26 protein-coding genes are annotated in these 21,644 nt (G+C 69.1%); 14 read left to right on the plus strand and 12 right to left on the minus strand.

The features are described 5' to 3' along the window. A partial coding sequence (locus tag AC3EO7_RS14470; protein WP_435591551.1) for an Ig-like domain-containing protein occupies nt 1-307 on the minus strand: 307 nt, incomplete at its 3' end. Between the two features lie 208 nt (nt 308-515). Next, nucleotides 516-1,580 carry a UDP-N-acetylmuramate dehydrogenase gene (locus AC3EO7_RS14475; protein ID WP_435591552.1) on the minus strand — a complete coding sequence of 355 codons (1,065 nt, stop codon included), beginning with the start codon at nt 1,578-1,580 and terminating at the stop codon, nt 516-518. 67 nt (nt 1,581-1,647) lie between these two features. On the opposite strand from AC3EO7_RS14475, the gene AC3EO7_RS14480 reads away from it, so the two are divergent. The 4 genes from AC3EO7_RS14480 to AC3EO7_RS14495 all read left to right on the plus strand — a co-directional run bounded on the left by AC3EO7_RS14480 (nt 1,648) and on the right by AC3EO7_RS14495 (nt 4,020). Further along, entirely contained in the window at nt 1,648-2,133 is a 486-nt protein-coding gene (locus AC3EO7_RS14480; protein ID WP_431966967.1) for a DUF2505 domain-containing protein, read from the plus strand. A 41-nt stretch (nt 2,134-2,174) separates the two neighbouring features. Continuing rightward, the gene (locus AC3EO7_RS14485; RefSeq protein WP_435591446.1) at nt 2,175-2,399 is read left to right on the plus strand and encodes a hypothetical protein; all 225 of its coding nucleotides are present in this window, start codon (nt 2,175-2,177) and stop codon (nt 2,397-2,399) included. A gap of 329 nt (nt 2,400-2,728) precedes the next feature. Next, entirely contained in the window at nt 2,729-3,250 is a 522-nt protein-coding gene (locus tag AC3EO7_RS14490) for a DUF2505 domain-containing protein (RefSeq protein ID WP_435591447.1), read from the plus strand. Continuing rightward, complete coding sequence (locus AC3EO7_RS14495; RefSeq protein ID WP_435591448.1) at nt 3,220-4,020, plus strand: class I SAM-dependent methyltransferase; 801 nt, start codon at nt 3,220-3,222, stop codon at nt 4,018-4,020. The genes AC3EO7_RS14490 and AC3EO7_RS14495 overlap by 31 nt, the downstream gene beginning before the upstream one ends. On the opposite strand, the gene AC3EO7_RS14500 is transcribed toward AC3EO7_RS14495, so the two are convergent. Both AC3EO7_RS14500 and AC3EO7_RS14505 read right to left on the minus strand, forming a co-directional pair. After that, nucleotides 4,014-5,441: a hypothetical protein gene (locus tag AC3EO7_RS14500; RefSeq protein WP_435591449.1), complete on the minus strand. Its 1,428-nt coding sequence runs from the start codon at nt 5,439-5,441 to the stop codon at nt 4,014-4,016. The two genes, AC3EO7_RS14495 and AC3EO7_RS14500, sit on opposite strands and share 7 nt — an antisense overlap. Nucleotides 5,442-5,598: 157 nt before the next feature. Continuing rightward, nucleotides 5,599-6,207 (minus strand): hypothetical protein, encoded by a 609-nt coding sequence (locus AC3EO7_RS14505; protein WP_431966977.1) that lies wholly within the window; start codon nt 6,205-6,207, stop codon nt 5,599-5,601. 99 nt (nt 6,208-6,306) lie between these two features. Between AC3EO7_RS14505 and AC3EO7_RS14510 the strand changes: the two genes are divergently transcribed. Then, complete coding sequence (locus AC3EO7_RS14510) at nt 6,307-7,041, plus strand: LmeA family phospholipid-binding protein (protein ID WP_435591450.1); 735 nt, start codon at nt 6,307-6,309, stop codon at nt 7,039-7,041. Between the two features lie 63 nt (nt 7,042-7,104). On the opposite strand, the gene deoC is transcribed toward AC3EO7_RS14510, so the two are convergent. After that, a complete protein-coding gene (deoC, locus tag AC3EO7_RS14515) occupies nt 7,105-7,773 on the minus strand; it encodes a deoxyribose-phosphate aldolase (RefSeq protein ID WP_431966981.1) in 669 nt (222 codons plus the stop codon). 158 nt (nt 7,774-7,931) lie between these two features. Between deoC and AC3EO7_RS14520 the strand changes: the two genes are divergently transcribed. Together AC3EO7_RS14520 and purU are read left to right on the plus strand one after the other, a co-directional pair. After that, the gene (locus tag AC3EO7_RS14520; RefSeq protein ID WP_435591451.1) at nt 7,932-8,528 is read left to right on the plus strand and encodes a GNAT family N-acetyltransferase; all 597 of its coding nucleotides are present in this window, start codon (nt 7,932-7,934) and stop codon (nt 8,526-8,528) included. 133 nt (nt 8,529-8,661) lie between these two features. Next, nucleotides 8,662-9,552 (plus strand): formyltetrahydrofolate deformylase, encoded by an 891-nt coding sequence (gene purU, locus AC3EO7_RS14525; RefSeq protein ID WP_431966985.1) that lies wholly within the window; start codon nt 8,662-8,664, stop codon nt 9,550-9,552. Nucleotides 9,553-9,658: 106 nt separating this feature from the next. Here purU and AC3EO7_RS14530 read toward each other — a convergent pair whose 3' ends face one another. The 5 genes from AC3EO7_RS14530 to AC3EO7_RS14550 all read right to left on the minus strand — a co-directional run bounded on the left by AC3EO7_RS14530 (nt 9,659) and on the right by AC3EO7_RS14550 (nt 13,869). Then, entirely contained in the window at nt 9,659-10,702 is a 1,044-nt protein-coding gene (locus AC3EO7_RS14530) for an alpha/beta fold hydrolase (RefSeq protein WP_431966987.1), read from the minus strand. 214 nt (nt 10,703-10,916) lie between these two features. After that, nucleotides 10,917-11,222, minus strand: a complete 306-nt coding sequence (locus AC3EO7_RS14535) for a DUF2516 family protein (protein ID WP_431966989.1) — start codon at nt 11,220-11,222, stop codon at nt 10,917-10,919. 64 nt (nt 11,223-11,286) lie between these two features. Beyond that, nucleotides 11,287-11,952: a heparin-binding hemagglutinin gene (locus tag AC3EO7_RS14540; protein ID WP_435591452.1), complete on the minus strand. Its 666-nt coding sequence runs from the start codon at nt 11,950-11,952 to the stop codon at nt 11,287-11,289. After that, nucleotides 11,949-12,452 (minus strand): helix-turn-helix domain-containing protein, encoded by a 504-nt coding sequence (locus AC3EO7_RS14545; protein ID WP_431966993.1) that lies wholly within the window; start codon nt 12,450-12,452, stop codon nt 11,949-11,951. The genes AC3EO7_RS14540 and AC3EO7_RS14545 overlap by 4 nt, the downstream gene beginning before the upstream one ends. A 94-nt stretch (nt 12,453-12,546) precedes the next feature. Continuing rightward, the gene (locus AC3EO7_RS14550; protein WP_431966995.1) at nt 12,547-13,869 is read right to left on the minus strand and encodes a DUF445 domain-containing protein; all 1,323 of its coding nucleotides are present in this window, start codon (nt 13,867-13,869) and stop codon (nt 12,547-12,549) included. 208 nt (nt 13,870-14,077) lie between these two features. Between AC3EO7_RS14550 and AC3EO7_RS14555 the strand changes: the two genes are divergently transcribed. From AC3EO7_RS14555 to AC3EO7_RS14570, 4 genes are all read left to right on the plus strand, one after another. Further along, nucleotides 14,078-14,758, plus strand: a complete 681-nt coding sequence (locus AC3EO7_RS14555; protein WP_431966997.1) for a TetR/AcrR family transcriptional regulator — start codon at nt 14,078-14,080, stop codon at nt 14,756-14,758. Between the two features lie 254 nt (nt 14,759-15,012). Next, nucleotides 15,013-16,485 (plus strand): ABC1 kinase family protein, encoded by a 1,473-nt coding sequence (locus tag AC3EO7_RS14560; RefSeq protein WP_435591453.1) that lies wholly within the window; start codon nt 15,013-15,015, stop codon nt 16,483-16,485. Nucleotides 16,486-16,527: 42 nt separating this feature from the next. After that, nucleotides 16,528-17,778 (plus strand): saccharopine dehydrogenase family protein, encoded by a 1,251-nt coding sequence (locus AC3EO7_RS14565; RefSeq protein ID WP_435591454.1) that lies wholly within the window; start codon nt 16,528-16,530, stop codon nt 17,776-17,778. Between the two features lie 71 nt (nt 17,779-17,849). Further along, nucleotides 17,850-18,482 carry a class I SAM-dependent methyltransferase gene (locus AC3EO7_RS14570; RefSeq protein WP_435591455.1) on the plus strand — a complete coding sequence of 211 codons (633 nt, stop codon included), beginning with the start codon at nt 17,850-17,852 and terminating at the stop codon, nt 18,480-18,482. A gap of 30 nt (nt 18,483-18,512) precedes the next feature. Here the strand turns inward: AC3EO7_RS14570 and AC3EO7_RS14575 are convergent, their stop codons facing one another. Further along, entirely contained in the window at nt 18,513-18,788 is a 276-nt protein-coding gene (locus AC3EO7_RS14575) for a hypothetical protein (RefSeq protein ID WP_435591456.1), read from the minus strand. Nucleotides 18,789-18,891: 103 nt separating this feature from the next. Continuing rightward, nucleotides 18,892-19,638: a GntR family transcriptional regulator gene (locus tag AC3EO7_RS14580; RefSeq protein ID WP_435591457.1), complete on the minus strand. Its 747-nt coding sequence runs from the start codon at nt 19,636-19,638 to the stop codon at nt 18,892-18,894. 195 nt (nt 19,639-19,833) lie between these two features. Here AC3EO7_RS14580 and AC3EO7_RS14585 point away from each other — a divergent pair, with 195 nt between their 5' ends. From AC3EO7_RS14585 to AC3EO7_RS14595, 3 genes are read left to right on the plus strand one after another with little or no spacing between them, the layout of a single operon-like run. Then, nucleotides 19,834-20,226: a hypothetical protein gene (locus AC3EO7_RS14585; protein WP_435591458.1), complete on the plus strand. Its 393-nt coding sequence runs from the start codon at nt 19,834-19,836 to the stop codon at nt 20,224-20,226. Nucleotides 20,227-20,230: 4 nt separating this feature from the next. Then, entirely contained in the window at nt 20,231-20,908 is a 678-nt protein-coding gene (locus AC3EO7_RS14590) for a hypothetical protein (RefSeq protein ID WP_435591459.1), read from the plus strand. Beyond that, nucleotides 20,905-21,633 (plus strand): ESX secretion-associated protein EspG, encoded by a 729-nt coding sequence (locus AC3EO7_RS14595; RefSeq protein ID WP_431967013.1) that lies wholly within the window; start codon nt 20,905-20,907, stop codon nt 21,631-21,633. Before AC3EO7_RS14590 ends, AC3EO7_RS14595 begins: the two co-directional genes overlap by 4 nt. The last annotated feature ends 11 nt before the right edge of the window (nt 21,634-21,644 follow it).

A 21,644-nucleotide genomic window follows, 5' to 3' on the forward strand; every position in this document is an offset into this window, starting at 1 on the left:
CCCCCCCCCCCCCCCCCCCCCCCCCCCCCCCCCCCCCCACCCCCCCCCACCCCCCCCCCCCCCCCCCCCCCCCCCCCCCCCCCCCCCCCCCCCCCCCCCCCCCCCCCCCGGTGCCCGACCAGGTGTAGGCGGCGTCGTAGCCGAGCGGTTCGGTGATGCGGAAGGTGCGCCTGTCCTGGCTCAGCTCGCCCTGCACCTGCTTGCCCGCCGCGTTGGTGAGCGCCACCTGGTCGATCACTCCGTCCGCGACCGTCACGGAGACGGGTGCGACCGGGTTGACGTCCTCGCCGTCGTCGGCGGGAGTCATGGTCACTTCGGCCACCGGACCGGATGCGGCGCCGGGCTTGCCGTCGCCGCCGGCGGAGCAACCCGCCACCAGCGCGATCACGACGAGCAATACGGCCGACACGGCGGCCACCGGTCGACGGGTCACGGGACGCTTACTCACCGCATCGAATCTACGCCTGGCTAACGATCGTGCTGGTCATCGCGCTGCGCGCCCGCTGTTCCCCCGATCAGAGCGTGACACCGACGGTGACGGGTTCGGGTTCGAGCCGGATGCCGAAACGCTCGGCCACGCCGTCACGCACGACGCGGGCGAGCGCCACCAGGTCCGTGGCGGTCGCGGCGCCGCGATTCGTCAGTGCCAGTGTGTGTTTCGTCGAGAGTCGGGCCGCGGCGCCGGGGCCGGGGAAGCCCTTGGCGAAGCCCGCCCGTTCGATGAGCCAGCCCGCGGAGAACTTCACGCCGTCCTCGGCCGGATAGGTGGGAATCATGACGTCACCCACATGGGCCGTGATCGCGGCCCGCACCTCGGGCACCCGCGCGTGCGGAACCACCGGGTTGGTGAAGAACGAGCCCGCGCTCCAGGTGTCGGGATCGGCGGCGTCGAGCACCATGCCCTTGCCTGCCCGCAGGCGCAGCACCGCCTCTCGCACCAGCGCCGCGGGCTCGGTCTCGCCCTCCGCGGCTTCCAGCACCCTGGTCAATTCGCCGTAGCGCAGCGGTGCGCTGGTTCCGCCCGGGTTCAGTGCGAAATCCACCTCGAGCACCACCGCGTCGTCTCGGTGCTTGAGCACGCTGGTGCGATAGCCGAAGCCGAGCTCGGCGGGCTCCACCCAGCGGATCTCGCCGCTCGCCCGGTCCAGCAGCCGCACCCGGCGCAGCAGATCGGCCACCTCGACGCCGTAGGCGCCCACGTTCTGCACCGGCGTCGCACCCGCGGAACCCGGTATGCCGGACAGGCATTCGAGCCCGCCGAGACCGGCCGCCACGGTCGCGGCGACCACCGCATCCCAATTCGCGCCCGCCTCGGCCACGACGCCGTCCGCGCCGATCCGGACGTCCTCGGTCGCGATACGCACCACCACGCCGTCGAACCCGGCGTCATCGATGAGCAGGTTCGAGCCGCCGGCGAGCAGCAGCACCGGAACGCCCGCCGCGTCCAGCGCGCGCACCGTCGCCACCAGCGACTGCGTCGAGGCGCATTCGGCGACGAGCGCGGGACCGCCGACCCGCAGCGTGGTCAGCTCGGCAAGCCGCACCTCGTCGCGCACCAGCGCGCCGGTGTCGGCAAGCACATCGCGCGCCCGATCGGTCGCCACCACACGTGAAGTTCGCACGCTCCAGACGGTAGCGTGTCCAACCATGGCTACACCCTTGGCGTTCACGGCCCGCTATTCCCACTCGGTCGCCGCCGTGCGCGCGGCCTTCGGCAACGAGCAGTACTGGAAGGACCGTATCGCCGAGGTCGGCGGGCCGAACGCTCGCCTCGAGTCGGTCACCGTGCAGAGTGACCAGGTGCGCGTCGAGATGGTGCAGGCCATCGCCGCCGAACAGCTGCCGCCCGCCATCACCGCCGTGCGCCCCGGCGACCTGATCATCCCGCGCACCGAGAACTGGACCGGCAACACCGCCGACTTCGACGTCCGCGTCGAGGGCGCCCCCGCCACCATCCGCGGCGCCATCACCCTGACCGGCGACGGCACCTCCGCCACCACCACCGTCGAAGGCACCATCGAAGTCAAGGTCCCCCTCTTCGGCGGCAAGATCGAATCCGCCATCCAGGAACGCCTCACCGAACTCCTCCAGTCGGAAGAAGAGTTCACCAACATCTGGCTCACCCAGCACTGAGGACCAACTGGCCGAGGCCGTCAAGCGAAACCCTCAACGCGGTGGTCGCCCGCGTCGAACACGTCTTACTCGATGACCTGGCCGATCTCGACCACATCACCGCCCTGGGACGAGTCATGGGCTGGATCGGCGCCCCGCAGGACATCGCCTCCACCACGGCCAAACGCCTCGACTGGCCCGTGTTGACGCTCGAGGCTTCGCGCTGGCAGCCGATCGATCAGAAGCTGCCGTGGCAGGTGCCGGTCGTCGAGCCGAAGGAGCCCTGAAGACAAGGCGCGATAGCGCGCCAATCCCCGCCCTCGACCTGGGTAGCCACGGCGCAGCTGCCGAGTCTCCGCATGGCGATGGCGGCAGGCGAAATCCCGCCGCCGAGCAGGCACAGTGCCACGGCGCACGCCGACCCCAAACGCAGCATCCCTGCCCCTGCCGACCACCCCCAGGGCGAGTCTTACGAGCCCGTTCGCGGCCGTCTCGCGTCCGAGCGGTCGAAGCGCATGCGACGCAGTCGCGAGTCTCGACCGCTCGGACACGAGACATAAAGGGCCGCGAACCCCGCGCGCGCCAGCGCGCAGACAAGCCCAGTACCCTTTCCCGAATGGCACGCCGACTGGACTACTCCGCCCGCTACCCGCTGCACACCACCAAGGAGCTGTACAAGGCGCTGTCTACCCGTGAGTACTGGGAGGCGCGGGTCGCCGAGATGCGGAAGTACACGCCGGACAACGAGGTGAGCAGCCTCGAGGTGAGCGATTCGGGGATCGAGGTCGTCCTGCGTCACACCTTGCCGCGCGAGATGCTGCCGGAGATCGCGCAGACGGTGATGCGCAAGGACATGATCATCACCCGCAAGGAGAGCTGGGGCCCGTACAACGGCGAGGAGACGGTCGGCAAGTTCTCGGCGTCGATTCCGGCCGGGCCGGGCAGCCTGGGCGGCACCATCAAGCTGTTCCCCACCGAGACCGGCTGCACCGTCCGTTTCTCCTCGGAGGCGAAGGTGTTCATTCCGATGGTCGGACCGCGGCTCGAGCAGCTGATGCTGGTGAACCTCGTCGATCTGTTCCGCGGCGAGGCCGAGGAAACGGTGAAGTGGCTGGAAGAGCGAAACCCGACCAGCTGAACAAACCGATAGGCACGATCACCAGGGGGACCACCGGCGTCAACCGGCTGCGGCGCAGCGACCGCTGGCTGATGTACGACGAGCTGGTCACCGCGCGCCTGTCGGCGGCGCTCGATCCCTTGGTGGTGGATCTCGGGTACGGCGCGAGTCCGTGGACCACTTTCGAGCTGGCTGCCAGGCTGCGCACCGTGCGCTCGGACGTGCGGATGGTGGGTCTGGAGATCGATCCGGACCGGGTGGTGCCGGGCCGCGACGGCGTCTCGTTCGCCAGGGGCGGTTTCGAGCTGGCCGGTCTGCGTCCCGTACTGGTGCGCGCGTTCAACGTGCTGCGCCAATATCCGGAGTCCGCGGTGCCGGACGCCTGGTCGACCATCCTGTCGGCGATGGCGCCCGACGGTCTGCTCGTCGACGGCACGTGTGACGAACTCGGCCGCCGCAGCGCCTGGGTGCTGCTGGACCGCACCGGTCCGCTGTCACTGACGCTGGCCTGGGATCCGTTCACCGTCGAACGCCCTTCCGATATCGCCGAGCGGCTGCCGAAGGCGCTCATTCACCGCAATGTGCCCGGCGAGCCGATCCACGCCCTGCTGCTGGCCGCCGATCGCGCGTACGCGCACGCCGCGCCGCTCGCGCCGTACGGGCCACGCGTCCGCTGGCGTGCCGCCGCGGAACAGCTTCGCGCGCAGGGCTTTCCGGTGCGCGACTACCGCAGGCGCATGCGCGACTGCGTGCTCTCGGTGCCGTGGTCGCTCGTCGCGCCCTGTCAGTGACCGCGTTCGGCCGAGCGCAGCAGCCCGCGCAGGTGTCCGGTGACGATCGCGACGGGCAGCAGAGACCGCGGCTCGAATGGCAGCCGCCAGAGCCCGCCGTGCGCCGCGCCCGCCGCGAAGAGGGATTCCGGGTTCGGATCGGCCGGGGCCGGGTCGTTGAGGTCGGCGACCAGCTTGGCGGCGAGCAGGGTGCGGGCGGTGTCGGGTTCGAAGATCTCCACGCCGTAGCGGTGCGCGCCGCGGCAGGCGGCGGCCAGTGAGCGCTGAGACAGCACCCCGCGAGTCCAGGTCGGCGGCGCGACGGTGTAGGAGACCAGGTGGCCCGCGGCCCGAGCGGAGAGCGTGCGCCAGCGCAGGATCCGCTGGGCGAGCGCGTGATTCGGTCCCTGAAATGGAAACAGCGCGTCGGTGACGGACCAGTTTGCGCCCGTGCCATCGGCCACCACGGTCCGATAGTTCGGCTGGTAGAGGGCGGATCGGGTCAGCACGCGCAGTGCGTCTCGACCGAGCCTCTGCGGCCCGCGCTCGTGCAGACGCGAATGCGCTTGCGCGAAGACCGATTCCGGCACCGCGTAGCAGTCCGTCGGCGAGCCCGCCCCGGCCAGCGCGGCGTCGGGCCGCGCGGCGAGCAGGTCGGCGGCCAGCAGATCGAGGGCGGCGGCGAGCCTGACACCGCCGGGGCCGCGGCGCGTCACGTACCCGCCGAACACCGGAAAGATCTCGCCGGGCAGGTGTTCTCGGATCCAATGCACCAGGGCGGGGAACTGACTGGTGATGTCGGCGCCGGGTTCCCCGTCGACCAGTGGATAGCGCAGCACGCCCGCGCCCGCCTGGGCCTCCCGCACCAGCTCGTGCCAGCGCGCGGGACCCGGTCGCGCCACGGCGAGCACGTCGGCGCCCCAGCGCAGCAGCGGGCGCAGCGGCGTCAGCTCCCCCGCGCCTGCGACCACCACCCGAAATCCCGGCAGCGCCAGCCACTCCGGATGGTCGATCACCCGTTCCACCGCGGCCGCGAAACCGGGTTCCACGATCCCGCGCTGCCGCCAGTCGGTGAGCTTGCGTTGCAGCGCCTCCTCGGCCAGCACCGCGCCGCCGAACGGAACCTCCAGGCGGCGAGCGATTTTCCCCGCGCCTCGGGCGGTTCCCGTGTCGAGCCCGCCGTCGGCGGCCACCGCTCCGATCTCCACCCCGCGCAGCGGCTCCACGCTGTACCCGGCGACGAACCGCAGCAGATCGCGTGTGGCGCGCAGTCCTTCGCCCGCGATGCCCACCGACGCGTCGGTCGCGCTGGCCGCCAGCGCGGTCATCCCCCGAAACACCGAGCGATACTGGCGCGACCAGTCGCGGCAGGTCTCGACCCACTGCGCGAGATCGGCGTCGTACCGGCGCACGGCGTCGGCGATCACGGCGGTGGCGAACATGTCGCCGACCCGATCGGGCGCTCCGGACGGAAAAACCAGATCCCACCTGCCCGTACCTACCGACCCCATGATCAGTTACCCTGCCACGATCGCGCGCCCGGCAAAACCGGACGAACCCGGAATTCATAGCAGGACCGGATGATCGCGGCCACGCGTCTCACAGCCCCGTCAGCGCGCGATGCACCCTGGCCGCGGCCCTCGGTGGCAGACGCACACTGGCCGAACGGATTTCCGAGCCCGCGCACCGGCGGATGGCGACCGCGTCGCCGACCACCTCGTCCAGCGCCGCCTGCCCGATGTCGGCCTCGGCGAGATCGAGCACGGTGCGCACCGGCGTCGTCACCAGGAACGCGCCCGCCGATTCCACGTCCGAGCCGATCAGCGGACGGCGCAGCACCACGAGTCGCGGGGTCACCGGCGGGCGACCGGCGCCCACCGACAGATGCAGAAACCGCGGGCGCAACCGCCCCATACCGTGCAATTCGGCCGCGCTCTGGTGCGAAACGGCGGCGGCGCCGTCGAACCAGGCCGCCCACATCGCGTATTCGTCCAGCGGCCCCTCCGGCCATTCGGTCAGCCGCAGCATTCCGACGCCGGCCCTTGTCACCGATCCGTCCCCCAGCCCCGCCCGCACCTTGGCCTCACATCCCGTGCGCAACACCTGGCGTGTGGTGAAGAATCCGGCGTGTCGCCCGGCCAGCCTGCGCAGCACACGCCACCCTTGGTCCACTGATTCGGGTGCGCGGCCCGCCGCATCGCCAGCCATGCAGACCAGGCTACGCTCGAATTCTGTGTCACATGTCACATTCGAGACCCTCAACGCGCCCACAGAGCGCACACAGAAACGTCGTGAAGAATCGTCCGCATGAGTACGAAGCCGTCCACCGCGCTGAAAGTCAGCAGGCGCACGCTGGTGATCGCCCTGGTCGTGGTCGCCACGTTGCTCGTCACGATCCTGGTCGGCGGCGAGGCGTACGCGCGCCACGTCGTCTCCCGTTGCATCAGCAGCCAGTTCGAGAAAGAGATGGGCTCACAGATCGAGGTGGGCTTCGGCGCCAAGCCGATGCTGATCACCTGGCTGGACGGGAAGGTCTCGTCGGTCACCGTGGACAGCAAGGACAACAAGTTCGGTCCCGCCGTCGGCATGGTGGTGCACGCCGAGTTCAACGACCTCGAAGGCGTGAACAGCGGCAACGGCGGCGGCAGCGTCGGCAGCTCCTCCGCGGACGTCACCTGGAGCAACGAGGGCATCCAGGAGACGCTGGGCGGCATGGTCAGTGGCGTCCGCTCGTCGTCGGCCACCGGCATGATCACGCTCGACGTGCTCGGCGGACTCGCCCAGCTACAGGTGCATCCCGAGGTGCGCAACGGTGCCGTCGAGGTGCAGACCAAGTCGGCCGAGCTGCTCGGCATCGGTCTGCCGACCGATCTGGTCGAGGGCATCGTCGACGTCATCACGCAGAGCCTGCAGAGCTACCCGATGGGCCTGAAGGCCACCGAGATCAAGGTGACCGACAACGGCGTCGCGGTGCAGCTGGCAGGCGGTCACACCGAACTGCCCGCCGCCGGCAACAGCAACAACGCCGAGCTGCGCTGCTGATCTGCGACGACGAAACATCCTCCGCTCCGGCCGTTTTCCGCGCACACGCGCGGCGGCCGGAGCTCAGGCGGGGAAACCCTCCAGCACCGCACGGGATTTCGACAGACCGAGCCGGGTCGCGCCCGCGGCGATCAGCTCGGCCGCCGCCTCGGCCGTGCGGATGCCGCCGCTGGCCTTGATCCCGAGCCTGCCGCCGACGGTATCGGCCATCAGCCGCACCGCGTGCGCGCTCGCGCCGCCCGCGGGATGGAATCCGGTGGAGGTCTTCACGAAATCGGCGCCCGCGCGCTCGGCGACGCGGCACACCTCGACGATCGCGTCGTCGGGCAGTGCGGCCGATTCGATGATGACCTTGAGCACCGCGCGATCGGCGATGGCCTCGCGCACCGTGACGATGTCGGCGAGCACGGCGTTGTACTCGCCCGTCAGCGCCGCGCCCACATCGATGACCATGTCGACCTCGGCAGCGCCCTGATCCACCGCGAGCCTGGCCTCGGCGCCCTTCACCAGCGAATGATGTTTGCCCGAGGGGAATCCGGTGACGGTGGCGAGCACCAGTCCCGGCGCGCGCACCGGAAGCATCGACGGCGACACGCAGATCGCGTAGACCCCGAGTGCGCGTGCCTCGTCCACCAGCGCGGCGACCTCGGCGGGCGTCGCCTCCGGCGCCAGCAAGGTGTGATCGATGATGGCGGCCACTTCGGCCCTGCTCAGCGACGCGGAATCAGACATGTTTCGAGAGTCTGGCACACGCGAGGCGAATTCCGTTGCGTGCCTGGCGAGGCGTAACGCACACTCGTATGTGTCGGTGGATCCGCGGGCTCCGGGAAGCTCGGCCACCTGACGAGCGTTGTGCGGAGGGCCCAACTCGTTCGGGAGGAGACGACACCGTGCTGATCCGACGCGAACGCGCCGAGGACGCTCCCGCCGTCGCGTCGGTGCACCGCAGCGCCTTCGGCGCGCTGTACGCACGCGAGAACGCAGGACGCGCCGCCGGGACACCGCCCGGTGGTACCACAGGTCCGTCACCCGGCGAAGCCACCGGGCTGTCGCCTGCCGAACCGCCCGAGGTCGATCTGGTCGCGCGGTTGCGCAGCGACGCGGGCTGGATCCCCACCCTGTCGCTGGTCGCGGTGGAGTTCGACACGGTGATCGGGCACGTCTGCCTCACCCGCGCCGCCGTCGGCCCGTTCCCCGCGCTCGGCCTCGGGCCGTTGGGCGTGCACGCGGAGCACCAGGGCGTCGGCGTCGGCTCCGCGCTCATGCACGCGGCCCTCGGCGCGGCCGACGCGCTCGACGAACCGCTGGTCGGCCTGCTCGGCAGCCTCGACTACTACCCGCGGTTCGGGTTCGTGCCCGCCGCTCGTCTCGGGATCGCCCCGGACGAGCCCGACTGGGTCTCGCACTTCCAGGTCCGCCCGCTCACCACCTACGAGGACCAGATCACCGGCGAATTCCATTACGCCGAACCGTTTTACGAGCTCTGATCGAACAGCTCGGAATTCGGTGACCCGAGCCGCCCCGCTCCCCTCCCGGCGAACGACGGGCATCCGACGAGATGCCGCACAGAACAACCGGTCCTGGTGCATCGCGTGAAGCGGAACCTGGGAGGATGGGCCGATGAGTTCCGCTCCATCCGCCCCGGACGATCGCCGTTTCGTGCTGACGCTGGGCTGCCCGGACCGACCCGGCATCATCGCAGGGATCACCTCGTTCATCGCCGAGTTCGGCGGGTCGATCGTGGAGGCCGGTTACCACTCGGATACCGACACGGGCTGGTTCTTCACCCGGCAGGCGATCAAGGCCACGACGGTGCCCTTCGGCATCGCGGAACTGCGCGACCGGTTCACCGCGATCGCCGACCGGCTCGGCCCGGAGACGGAGTGGCAGCTGCACGACACCGGCGAACGCCGCCGCGCGGTGCTGCTGGTCAGCAAGGAGGGCCACTGCCTGCACGACCTGCTCGGCCGCGCCGCCTCGGGTGAACTACCCGCCACCATCGAGGCCGTCATCGGCAACCATCCGGATCTGGCGGCGATGACCGAGGCGCACGGCGTGAAGTTCCATCACGTGCCGTTCCCCAAGGATCCGGCCGAGCGCGGCCCCGCCTTCGAGCAGGTGCGCGAACTGGTCGACGCGCACGATCCGCACGCGGTGGTGCTGGCTCGCTTCATGCAGGTGCTGCCCGCCGAACTGTGCGAGCACTGGGCGGGCCGGGCCATCAACATCCACCACAGCTTCCTGCCCTCGTTCGTCGGCGCCCGCCCGTACCACCAGGCTTTTGCCCGCGGCGTCAAGCTGATCGGCGCCACCTGCCACTACGTGACCGCCGAACTTGACGCGGGTCCGATCATCGAGCAGGACGTGATCCGCATCGATCACGCCGACGAGGTGCGTGACATGGTGCGCCAGGGTCGCGACATCGAACGCGTGGTGCTGGCCCGCGGCTTGCGCTGGCACCTGGAGGGCCGGGTGCTGGTGCACGGCCGCCGCACCGTCGTGTTCAACTGAACCGCCTCCGCGGCGACGTCGGTACGCACCGGACCCCCCTCGCGCGGCGGCCCCGATCGGAGACATCGTCGGCTCCGGTCGGGGACAGCGCGGGATCGGCCTCGGATCAGCCGACCGCTTCGGTGCGCGCGGGTGTGTACACCGAGTCGAGCACCCGGGCGAGTTCCTCGTTGAACCGCTCGAACATCTCGACATTGCCGAGGTGGCCGGTCTTCAGCACCTCGTAGCGCTCCAGGCTGCCTACCGACTCGAGCATCTCGGCGATGATCTCCGAGTGCAGCGGCGGCGTCATGTCGTCGGCGGATCCGGCCAGGATCGTGGTCGGCACCACCAGATTCTTGGCCGATTCGCCGAGATCCATGATCGCGAGCAGCCTGCCGAATTCGGCGCGCACCAGCGCGGGACACGAACGCACCACGGCCATGCTGTAGTCCACCAGATCGCCGGTGGAGTCCAGGCTCATGATCTGGCGGGCGAAGACCCATTTGACCGGCTTGATCGGCGGAAACACGATCGGCGTTCCGAGCCCGAGCTTGCCGATGACGTGCGGCAGCGAGACGCCGGTGCGATTCCACGGCAGCGGCCGGTTGAAGAACGGCACCACGGTGGTGGTGGCGACCAGGCCGTGCGGCGCGGTGTTGGTCAGCAGCACCGCCTCGGCGCGCCGGGTGACCTCCTCGGGGTAGCGCCCGGCCCAGGCTTGCAGCGTCATGCCGCCGAGGCTGTGGCCGACCAGCACGGCCTTGCGGCCCGCGGGAAGGGCGGCCCTGAGCACCGCGGCGAGGTCGTCGGCCAGCAGATCCATGGTCAGCGGGGACGAGCCGCGCTCGCTCGCACCGTGTCCGCGCTGGTCATAGGCGATCACACGGTATTCGCCAGCGAAGGCGTTGATCTGGGCGTTCCAGTACTCGATGGCGCAGGTCCAGCCATGTACCAGCACGATGGCGGGAGCGTCGACCGGACCGTACGCGTGCACCCGCAACTTCGTGCCGTCGGGCGCGGTCACCGGGATGACGTCACCCGGGACGGTGGGCGGGTTCAGCGCGGCGATCGAGTAGGTCCGCGCCCTGAGGTTGGCGCGATGTACCTCGAGCAAGCTCCGGACCTTCCCCGGAAGCTCCGCCAACGCGGGCGGCAACTGTGCACGCATTCGGACACTCCTTTGTGTTACTGATAATTACAGTAACCCGAAGTACCGCCTGCTAGCTAGTGCAAGCACAAGAAAATCGCTGCCGCCCGGTCGGAGGGCAGCGGCGATCAGAGCGCCTACCAGCGGAGGCGCGAAGTCTGCTTGCTGATGCAAGCACGAGAAATTCGTCTATCGGCGCGTCGACAGCGCCGGGCGGTGACCGCCGACGGGCGAGTTACCAGCGCGGTCCGCGCTGGATCTCGTCCACCTTGGGTCGTACGTCGGCCAGGTAGATGCCCGTCGCGATGATCGCGACGAAGGCAAGCAGTCCCAGTCCGGCGGGCGAGAGCAGCAGAAGCAGCAGCGACACGCCGAGGATCGCCAGCCAGATCGGCTTGGTCTGCTTGTCCACCGCAGTGAAGGCGTCCGGCCGCTGGCGAATGGCGTGAATCAGCGCGAAGATCGTCGCGCCGAGCGCGACGAGCCACAGCGCCAGCAGGATGAGTCCGGTCAACCCTTGCACGGTATTCACCTGACCCATGATACGAGTGACGCCCCCGCACAGCAGGCTGTGCGGGGGCGTCCAGGCGTGTCCGACCGGCGCGCTACGCCTTCTTCGGCGCGGCCTTCTTGGCGGGAGCCTTCTTCGCGGCGGGGGCCTTCTTGGCCGGAGCCTTCTTCGGCGCGCCGTTCGCTTCGGCCGGAGCGGTCTCGGTGGTGACTGCGACGACCTCGGCCTCGACGACCGGTTCGGTCTCCGCGTCGGCCTCGTCCTCGACGGCCTTGCCCGAGCGCCCGATCAGGCCGTTGACCCGGTCGAGCACCTCTTCGGCGCGGCCTGCCGCGTCCTTGTACAGGGTCTCGACGCGGTCGATCTGGTCCTCGACCCGCTGGTTGGCGCGCAGCCGCTCGACGGTCTCCTCGCCGCGCACGGCCAGGTCGGCGTACAGGTCGACGACCTTGTTGTAGTACTCCTCGGCCAGCTTGCGCAGCTCCTCGGAGGTGAACTTCTCGCGCAGCTCGGCAAGGTCGTCCGGCAGCTCGGAAGGCAGGCCGGCGAGCCGCTCGCGCAGCGTCTCGAACTGGGCCTGCACGTCGGCGGGCACGTTCGCGAAGCGCTCGCGCGCCTCTTCCACCCGGCCGGGCACATCGGCGGAGGCCGCGCGCTCACGCACCTGGGTGACGACATCCAGGGCGGCGGTGTAGACGGCATCCCCGGCGCCGACGGCGGCGAGCAGAGGCTTGGTGACGGTTACGGTCTTGTCGGTCATGGTGTTTCGTTCTCCTGGCGTGGCGGAGTGTCGGTTGTCGTGCGCGGAACGTCGCTGTCCCATTCCCCCCCTGGCTCGTTCCCTCCGTTTTCCCGGCGAAACGATTCATAGATCTCCAGGAGCACCTGCTTCTGCCGTTCACTGATATCGGTGTCGGCAAGCAAGGCGTCCCGGACCGGACTGTGCGGCCGCTGCTCGAGATAGCCAGCCCGTACGTACAACACCTCCGAGGACACCCGCAGCGCCTTCGCGATCTGCGCGAGTACCTCGGCGGAAGGATTGCGCAATCCACGCTCGATCTGACTGAGATACGGATTGCTCACCCCCGCCAGCGCGGCGAGCTGACGCAGCGAGACTTGCGCCGCCTCGCGCTGCGCCCTGATGAAACCTCCGATGTCGTGCGCCGCGTTCGCGACGCGACCCCCTCGTTCCCCGACGCCGGCCGATCGCTCGGCCGAACTGTCGGTGTACTCGGCGGAAACCTCGGGATGGTCTGCCATCACTCACCTTCTGGCGGTTGTACGGGTTCAATTCTAGGGCAGGGTGCTAACTCTTGCAAGCACGCTGTTAGCACACCTTCGGCGTGCCGCTCTGTCAGCCTTGGAACAACAGCTGCGAAACCGTGTAGATCACCAGACCGGCCAGCGATCCGACGACGGTTCCGTTGATTCTGATGAATTGCAGGTCACGTCCCACTTGCAATTCGATCTTCTTGCTCGCCTCTTCGGCGTCCCATCGGGCCACCGTGTCGGTGACCAATGTGGTGATCTCGCTCGCGTAGTTCGACACGAGGTAGCGCGCCCCGCGGTCGATCCAGCCGTCCACTTTCGCTCGCATCTCGGCGTCGTCGCGCAGCCGCTCACCGAGCTGCTGCACATTCTCCCCCACCTTGCGCCGCAGCGTGCTGTTCGGATCGTCGGCCGACTCCAGGATGAGCCGCTTGGCCGCGCGCCAGGTCGCCTCGGCCATGCCGGTGATTTCCTCGCGGCCCATGATCTGCGATTTGATCCGCTCCGCCTTCTTGATCATCGCGTCGTCGTACTGCAGATCGTGCGCGAATTCCTCGAGGAACCGATTCGCGGCCAAACGCACCTCGTGCTCGGGATTCGACCGCACCTTCCAGGTGAACTCGACGAGCTCGCGGTAGATCTTTTCCGAAAGCAGAATGTTCACGAATTTCGGAGCCCACTGCGGCGCATCGCGCAGCACGATCCGGTCGATGGTCTCCTGGCTGCCGAGCGCCCACTGGTGCGCACGCTCGGCAAGCATGTCCAGCAGCGGCAACTGCCGATTGTCGGCCAGCAACTCGGCGAGCACCCGGCCGATCGGCGGCCCCCACAGCGGTTCGGCGATGCGCTTGACGATGGTGTTGTCGATGACCTGCTCGACGTCCTCGTCGCGCAGCACCCCGACCACCGCGCGCAGGATCGTCGAACTCTCCTCGGCCACCCGCGCGGCATGCTGCGGGTCGGCCATCCAGCGGCCGACGCGCAGCGAGATCTGCGCCGAATTCACCTTGGCCGAGACCACCTCGGGCGCGAGGAAATTCGTGCCGACGAAACTGCCGAGGCTGGCGCCGAGCTGATCCTTCTTCTTGCGGATGATCGCCGTGTGCGGAATCGGCAGGCCGAGCGGATGCCGGAACAGCGCCGTCACCGCGAACCAGTCGGCGAGCGCGCCGACCATGCCCGCCTCCGAAGCGGCACGCACATATCCGACCCAGTCGCCGCCCTCGCCGCGCGATTCCAGCCAACGGCAGAACAGATAGACCGCGGTGGCAAACGCCAGCAGACCGGTGGCGACCGCCTTCATCTTCCACAGGTCGCGCCGCTTGGCGGCCTCGTCGACGAAGAACCCGGTCGGCGCCGCCGGGGTGGGCGCGTCGATGACCGCGATAGTGCCGGGGGCTTTCTCCATGTCTCCATTCTGCGGTGCCACGCGCGGGAGACCGGACGGCGCGTGGCGCATCGATTCTGTGGTTCCCGCCGCATCCGGCCCCCATTTGCGCCTATGGCGGCTGGCCTGGACTTAAGCTGGTGGTCCACGACCAATACGAACGAGGGAGCCAACGCTGTCCACCGAAGACCTTGTCGACATCGGTGAGCTCGCCGAGCGACCGGCTGCGGTGCGCACCGGCCGGATGGACGGCCGCAAGCGCCGTTGGCGTCAGCACAAGATCGACCGCCGCGAAGAGCTCGTCGACGGCACTCTCGCCGCTGTCCGCACCCGGGGCAGCAACGCGGGTATGGACGAGATCGCCGCGGAGATCGGCGTCTCCAAGACCGTGCTCTACCGGTACTTCTCCGACAAGAACGACTTGGTCCACGCGACCATGCAGCGGTTCATCGAGACCACGCTGATGCCGCGGGTGTACGGCGCGATCAGCCTCGACGCCGACGAGTTCGAGCTGGTGCGCACGGCGCTCGCGGCCTACGTCGGCACGGTCGACGAGGACCCCGAGGTGTACCGCTTCATCATGGGCAGCGGCTCGGACGCGTCCTCGCTGGCCGAGTTCGAGAAGCTCTTCGCCGAGGTGGTCTCCACGGTCATCGCGGACAAGGCCGATGCGCTCGGCCTCGACACCACGGGGTCGATGCTCTGGTCCTACGTGCTGGTCGGCGGCATCCAGCTGGCTACCCACTGGTGGACCACCGACAAGTCGATGTCCCGCGAGGAAGTCATCGACTACCTGACGATGATGGCCTGGAGCGCCATCGAGGGGCTGGTTCGCGCGAGCGGCTCCCGTGAGAACTTCAACAAGCAGCCGCATGTGCTGCCCATCCGGGAGAAGGACGCCTCCGAGTAGGAGCGGGCCACGCGAACGGACCTCGGGGTACGCCGATCGGCGCTGCCGCTTGAAGTCCGTCCATAGCCGCGCGCACGGCCGGGAGCGAAGGCTGACTCCACCTGTCTGTGACGGCGGGTTCGACAATGCCGCTCGGTTGGTTAGTCTGAACGCGAGCGGTGCCACAGTGGGGTGGGTCACCGCCCCACGTGGCCACGCAAGCTCGCGCCTGCGCGTCGCGTCGGCCCGACCGCGGCACCAATGGAGGTACCTCGATGGCGAAGCATGTGCCGACTTCCCGGCTTGCTCGTGGCACCAAGCTGGGTGCGGTGGCCGCCAGTTCCGTGATCCGGACGCAGCGCACGCGGCTTTCCATGCGAGGTAGATCCGAGGCCGTGCGCGCCAAGATGGCCGAGGAATCCATGATCCGCACCACCGAGCAGGTGGTCATGGTGCTCGGCACCATGAAGGGCGTCGCCATGAAACTGGGACAGATGATGTCGGTGCTCGATCTGGACCTGGTGCCCGAGGATCATCGCGAACGTTTCCAGAAGCGGCTGGCCGTGCTGCGCAATGCCGCGCCGACCGTCTCGTTCGAGGCCATGCGCCAGGTGATCGAGGAGGACTTCGGACAGCCGCTCACCACGATCTTCGCGCAGTTCGACCCGGAGCCGATCGCGGCCGCCTCGATCGGCCAGGTGTACCGGGCCACGCTGCACGACGGCCGGGTGGTCGCGGTGAAGGTGCAGTACCCGGGCATCGACGCCGCGGTGCGCGCGGATCTGAAGAACCTCAATATGTTTCGCAAGGTGCTCACCTCCGCCATGCCGTGGGTGACCCCCGCGGTCCTGGACGAGCTGCGGCTGAACATGGAGGGCGAGCTCGACTACCGGACCGAGGCCGTCACCCAGTTGCAGATCGCCGAGCTCTACGCGGGGCACCCGTTCATCGCGGTGCCGCGCTCGCTGCCCCAACTCAGCACGACGCGGGTGCTGGTCAGCGAATACCTCCCCGGCAAGGGCTTCGAGGAGCTGCGCCAGTTCCCCGAGGTCGAGCGCAACCGGCTCGGCGAGATCATCTACCGGTTCTACGTCGGCTCGCTGTTCAGCTTCAACGAATTCTGCGGCGACCCGCACCCGGGCAATGTGCTGCTCGCCGACGACGGCCGCGTCGGCTTCCTCGACTTCGGCCTGTTCAACCGAATGGACCCCGAGCACGTGCGCTTCGAGACGATCTGCCTGCGCGCGGCCGCCGAGGATCGCGCGGAAGACCTGCGCGACTTGATGATTCAGCGCGGCGTGATCGACTCGCCGGAGGAGATCGGCGCCGAGGAATGCCTCGAATACGTGCTGGCAGCCTCGGAGTGGTGCCTGGTCGACGAAGATCTGACCATCACACCGGAACTGGCCAGCGGCGCGTTCCTGCTCGCGGTCGACCCGCGCGCCAGCGAGTTCGCCGGGATGAAACAGCAGAACCTGCCGCCGGAGCACCTGTTCTCCCGGCGCGCGGACTTCCTCACCTTCGGCATGCTCGGCCAGCTCAACGCCACCGCGAACTGGCATCGGATCGCGCGCGAGTGGCTCTACGACGAACCGCCGGTCACCGAACTGGGCAAGGCGCATCAGCAGTGGCTGGCCGAGAACCCTCCGCCCGCCCCGACCAAGACCACGCGGCCGCGGACCGCGACCGCATCCAAGAAGACCGCGGCGAAGACGACGCGGCAGCCAAGGACCGGGCGAAAAGCTTGAGTCACAGCGATCGCCACGGCATCGACCAGGAGTGAATGACCTATGGCAGACAACCGCGAATTCGATATCGCCCTGTTCGGCGCGACGGGTTTCGTCGGCAAGCTCACCGCGCAATACCTGCTCGACGCGGCACCCTCCGACGCGCGCATCGCGCTGGCGGGCCGCTCGCTGGACAAGCTGACCGCAGTCCGCGCCGGACTCGGACCGAAGGCCGCGTCGTGGGATCTCGTGGTGGCCGATTCGACCGATCAGTCCGCGCTCGACGCACTGGCCGAGCGCACCAAGGTCGTGGTGACCACGGTCGGCCCGTACCTGCGCTACGGCCTGCCGCTGGTCGCCGCCTGCGCGAAGGCGGGCACCCACTACGCCGACCTCACCGGCGAGCCGCTGTTCATCCGCGACGCCATCGACAACTACCACGACGAGGCCGCGCGCACCGGCGCGAAGATCGTCAATTCCTGTGGGTTCGACTCGATTCCGTCCGATCTGAGCGTTTACCAGCTGTACCGCACGTCCGTCTCGGACAACACCGGTGAGCTGACCGACACCACGCTGATCGCCTCGCTCAAGGGCGGCGTCAGCGGCGGCACCATCGATTCGGGCCGGGCCATGATGGAGGCCATCGCGGCCGACTCCAGTAAGGCCTCGGTGCTTTCGCACCCGTATTCGCTGAGCCCCGACAAGTCGATGGAACCCGACGTCGGCCGTCAGTCCGATCAGGCGTTGCAGCGCGCTAGCAGCATCGATCCGAGCCTGGACGGCTGGGTGAGCACCTTCGTGATGGCCACGCACAACACCAAGGTCGTGCGGCGCAGCAACGGCCTGCTCGGGTGGGTGTACGGCAAGAACTTCCGCTACCGCGAGGTGATGAGCGCGGGCAAGTCGGCGGCGGCGCCGCTGGTGGCGGCGGGCGTGGCGGGCGGCATCGTGGCGACCATGGCCACCGGCGCGCTGCTGTCGCGGGTGTCGGCGGGCCGCAAGCTGCTCGACCGGGTGCTGCCGAAGCCGGGCACAGGGCCGAGCGAGGAGGCCAGGCGCAGCGGCTGGTTCACCATGAAGACGTACGCGCACACCACCTCCGGCGCGAAGTACGTGGCGACGTTCCACGGCAAGGGCGACCCCGGCTACCAGGCCACCGCGGTGATGCTGGGTGAAGCCGGGCTGTGCCTTGCCTTCGACACCGGCAAGCAGCCGGAGCTGTCGGGCATCCTCACCCCGGCCGCGGCCATGGGTGACGCGCTGACCGACCGGCTGCGCGCGGCGGGCATGACCATCGAGGTGCGGCGGGCCTGAATCAGGCTGCCGCATCACGATTCTCAGCGTCGAGGAGCTGTTGTGCAGTACGAGTCCGCGAGGGCGGCGCGGTGAACCTGGCGCGCCGCACCATGAATCATCCTGCGCTGGCCGCCGTGTACGAGCGTGCGTGGCGGCCGACGCTGTTCTACTTGGCCAGCGGTCGCAGCACCGCGTCGGATCGCCGCGACGCGGTGCGCACGCTGCGCTTGGCCGGGGACAAGAAGGTGCTCGACATCGCTTGCGGTCCGGGCAATTTCACCAGGCACCTGAGCGAATCGCTGTCCGAGGGCGGCTTCGCGGTCGGCGTGGACTATTCCGAACCGATGCTGGCGCGCGCGGTGGTCGACAACGCCGGTCCGCGGGTCGGCTATCTGCGCGGGGATGCTCGCGCGCTGCCTTTCGCCGACGGCGTCTTCGACGCGGTGTGCTGTTTCGGGGCGCTCTATCTGATCCCCGATCCGCTCGCCGCCACCCGGGAGATGGTGCGCGTGCTCGCCCCCGGCGGCCGCATCGCCATCACCACCAGCCACCGCGCCGACACCCCGTTCGGGCAGGCGAGCCGAATCGTCGGCGGCTGGAGCGGTTTGCGGGTGTTCGATCACCAGACCTTCCCGAACCTGTTCCGCGAACTCGGGCTGGTCGAGATCGATCAGAGCGTGCACCGGCTGCTTCAATACGTCAGCGCGACCCGTCCGGCTTGAGCGAAAAGCCAGGGCGGATCGAACTTTCGGCTAGCGCGTTCCGGAGCCGCCTGTGGCACACAGTGTCTCGTACGGGTCCGGCTTGCGCGAACCGAAACCTCGGTCAGTCGGGCCGTCGGCAGACACTTGGATTCCGCTGAGCTCGACCATCCGTTGCAGCACAGCGGGCGCGACCGCGAAATCGAGTTCCGTGCCGCCATTTTCGAAGACATAGGTCAGGTAGTCGTCGCAGTGCAACGTGGCGCGCCGGACCGAGCAGTGCTCGCCGACGACTACCCAGCCACCGATGGTCAACTGATCGAGCATCGCACCTCCCACCCTCCGGCCTAGTCCATTCCCTAGCAAAGCGGACTATTCCAGGCGTCATTCCGCCTTGTCAACGGCATCACGGCGCGTCATCGACCGCGTGTCACGCACCGCGAACGGAATATTCCTGGCGGAATACCCAGGACTCGGGCGGATAGATGCCCTCGTCGAATTGCAGTGCGGCGCCGTCGGCGTCGAGCGCGGTGAGCCGGTACACCAGCACCGCGGAGGTGCGGGCCAGCCGCAACCGCTTGCGCTCCTCCGAGGTCGCCAAGCGGGCGCTGACCTCGTCGAACACCGACACCACCCGGCGACCGGTCACCGCCTCCAAATAGGTTGCGGTACCGCCGGGCAGCCGCTGGGTAACGAGCAGGCGGTCGGCGACCCCGGCCAGATCGCCGGGAAACCAGGACGTGGAGAGTTCGGCGTCGCCGTTGTCTCCGGTGACCAGTCGCCTGCGGGCGATCACCTCGCTACCGGCCGCGAGGCCGAGCGCGTCGGTCACGTACTCCGGGCCGCCGACGAGTTCGGCGGCGAGGATGTCGACCGGCTCGCGTTCGGCGTACATCGCGCCGTACTGCCGTGCCCGCCCGGCGGATTCGCGCACCAGCGGCACCGCGTCCGGACCGCGCACGAAGGTGCCCGACCCGCGCCGGGATTCCACCAATCCTTGCTGGCGCAACGTATTCAGCGCCTTGGCTGCCGTCGGCCGCGCGACCTTCCACGCGACGGCGAGCTCGCGTTCGGAGGGCACCTCGGCGCCGGGAGCGAGTTCGCCGCGCTCGATCTGGTCACGGATGTACCCCGAAATCTGCTGATACTTCGGGAGTACTTCTTCGATGTCGGGCACCGAACGCCTTCCGCTCCGGGATCTGCCAATACTTCCGGTCAGTGTAATCAGCTCGCGAACCACGCCAGGTGGCCGACCGTGCGCCACATCACAGCAGGTGCGCGGGGGAAAGCCGGCAACGGGGTTGGTTACCGAGCGGTAGAGTGCCGACCAGTATGGCCGTGGGTGTGGACCGAACAGAAGGGGGCGACCCAAATGGCGGTGCCGGATACCGGACAGGGGCTGGCCAGGGGGCTGTACGCGGCGGCCGTCGGCGCGGACGTCGGCGAGCGTTTCGAGCTGGCCGAGGACGTGGCCGAGAATCTCGCCGCCGCCTGCGACCGGCTGGTCGACGACCTGCGAAAGGCCATGGCCACAGGACATTCGGTCACCGAGGTCGCCGGTTTTCCCGACCTGCCGACCGGCCGCTGCCTGGCCGCCGGGTTCGGCGACAAAGGCAGGCAGTTCCTCGACACCGTGGCCGCCTTCCAGGAGACCGCGCTGCTCTTCAAAGCGGCGTATCTCGCGGCGGGCCGTAAACTCGCGGACGCGGAGGCGGCGAATCGAGCCGCGCTCGAACTGGTCACCGAGTACCTGGATCCGCGATGACCGCGTGCGAGTCCGGAATGCGGAGGTGGTGACCGTGGTGGACGCCGCGGCCAGAGCTGCTGCCGACGAGATCAGGGTGCAACAACGCGCGCTCGCCGCGTCCGCCGGAACCTCCAGCGGCGGAACGGATCCCGCCTACGCGCCGGAGCGCGAGCGATTCGGCGCCTACACCCACGTGGAGATATGGGACCGGGTGCACGAAGCGCTCGATCCCGGCGCGCTCGGCGAGGCGGCCGCGGCATGGCAAGCCAACGCCGACGCGGTCGCCGACGCCTTCCAGAGCTTCGCCGACACCGCCAATCGCGAATTCGCCCGCTGGTCAGGGCGATCCGCCGAGGCGGCGCAGCGCGCGACGCGCGAGTTCATCAGGGCGGGCGCCGAAGCGCACGACGTGTGCCGGGCGGTGCGGCGCCTCATGGAGCTCAATCGCGATGCGGCGCAGACGATCCGCGCCGCGATCCCGCAACCGCGGCGCTACGCGCCGCTGGACGACCCGGCCGCGGAGGCCGTGTCCGGCGGGCGCCGCAGGATGGACCACGACCTGGCCGCCGCGACGGCCGAGGCCGACGCCCAGGACACCATGACCTACGTCTACACCCCGACCATGCCCGCCTCCGGCGACAGCGTGCCCCGGTTCACCCCGCCGCACGCCCCCTCCGACGGCGGGGGCGGCGCACGGTGAGATGGGTCCTCACCCCGGACGAATTCACGCATGTCTGGGAAAGCGAAACGAACCTGGACAGGCGACCGTATCCGATCAACATGGTGCCGTCGTCCACTGTGCGCACCGAAACCGAGTACGCCGCATTGCGTTTGCCACAACGGTTCGCCAGGCAGGCCGATCCGGATCTGGCCGCGGCGCTGATGCTGTGCGCGCGCACCGACGCCACCACGATCACCCTCTCCGGCGAGCGCAGCGCACCGGGGCGCAACGGCAGCGCCTCCGATGGCGATCGCATCCTGGCGTTCGCCGCGGTGGTGCACAATCACGCGGGCGTGCTGGTCGCCGCGCCGGACAAGGTGACCGTGCAGATGTGTCACGCGCGCAACCTCGGCCAGCGCCTGGTGCAGGTGATCGGCTCGGCGCAGCCGGGACGGCTCGGCGCGATGCGCGAGCCGCAGGACGCGGTGCTCACCATCGAGTCGGCCGACACGCCCTCGGCCAACGGCCAGCGCGGCGCGGCCCGCTTCCGGCAGACGTTGCGCAAGCCGGTGGATTGCCGCGGGTTCATCACCGTGACCGTGGACCCGGACAATCCGATGTCACCTCCGACGCGCCACCGCACCTGGCTCGATTTCACCGGCGACGGCCGCTACCTGCTGACCACCTCGCACGATCTGATCCTCACCCCGGTCACCGACGACGATTTCGCCGTGCAGTTGCTGAGGCTCGCACAGATCCGCTGACGCCGAACGCC

The sequence above is a fragment of the Nocardia sp. bgisy118 genome, from assembly GCF_057708605.1.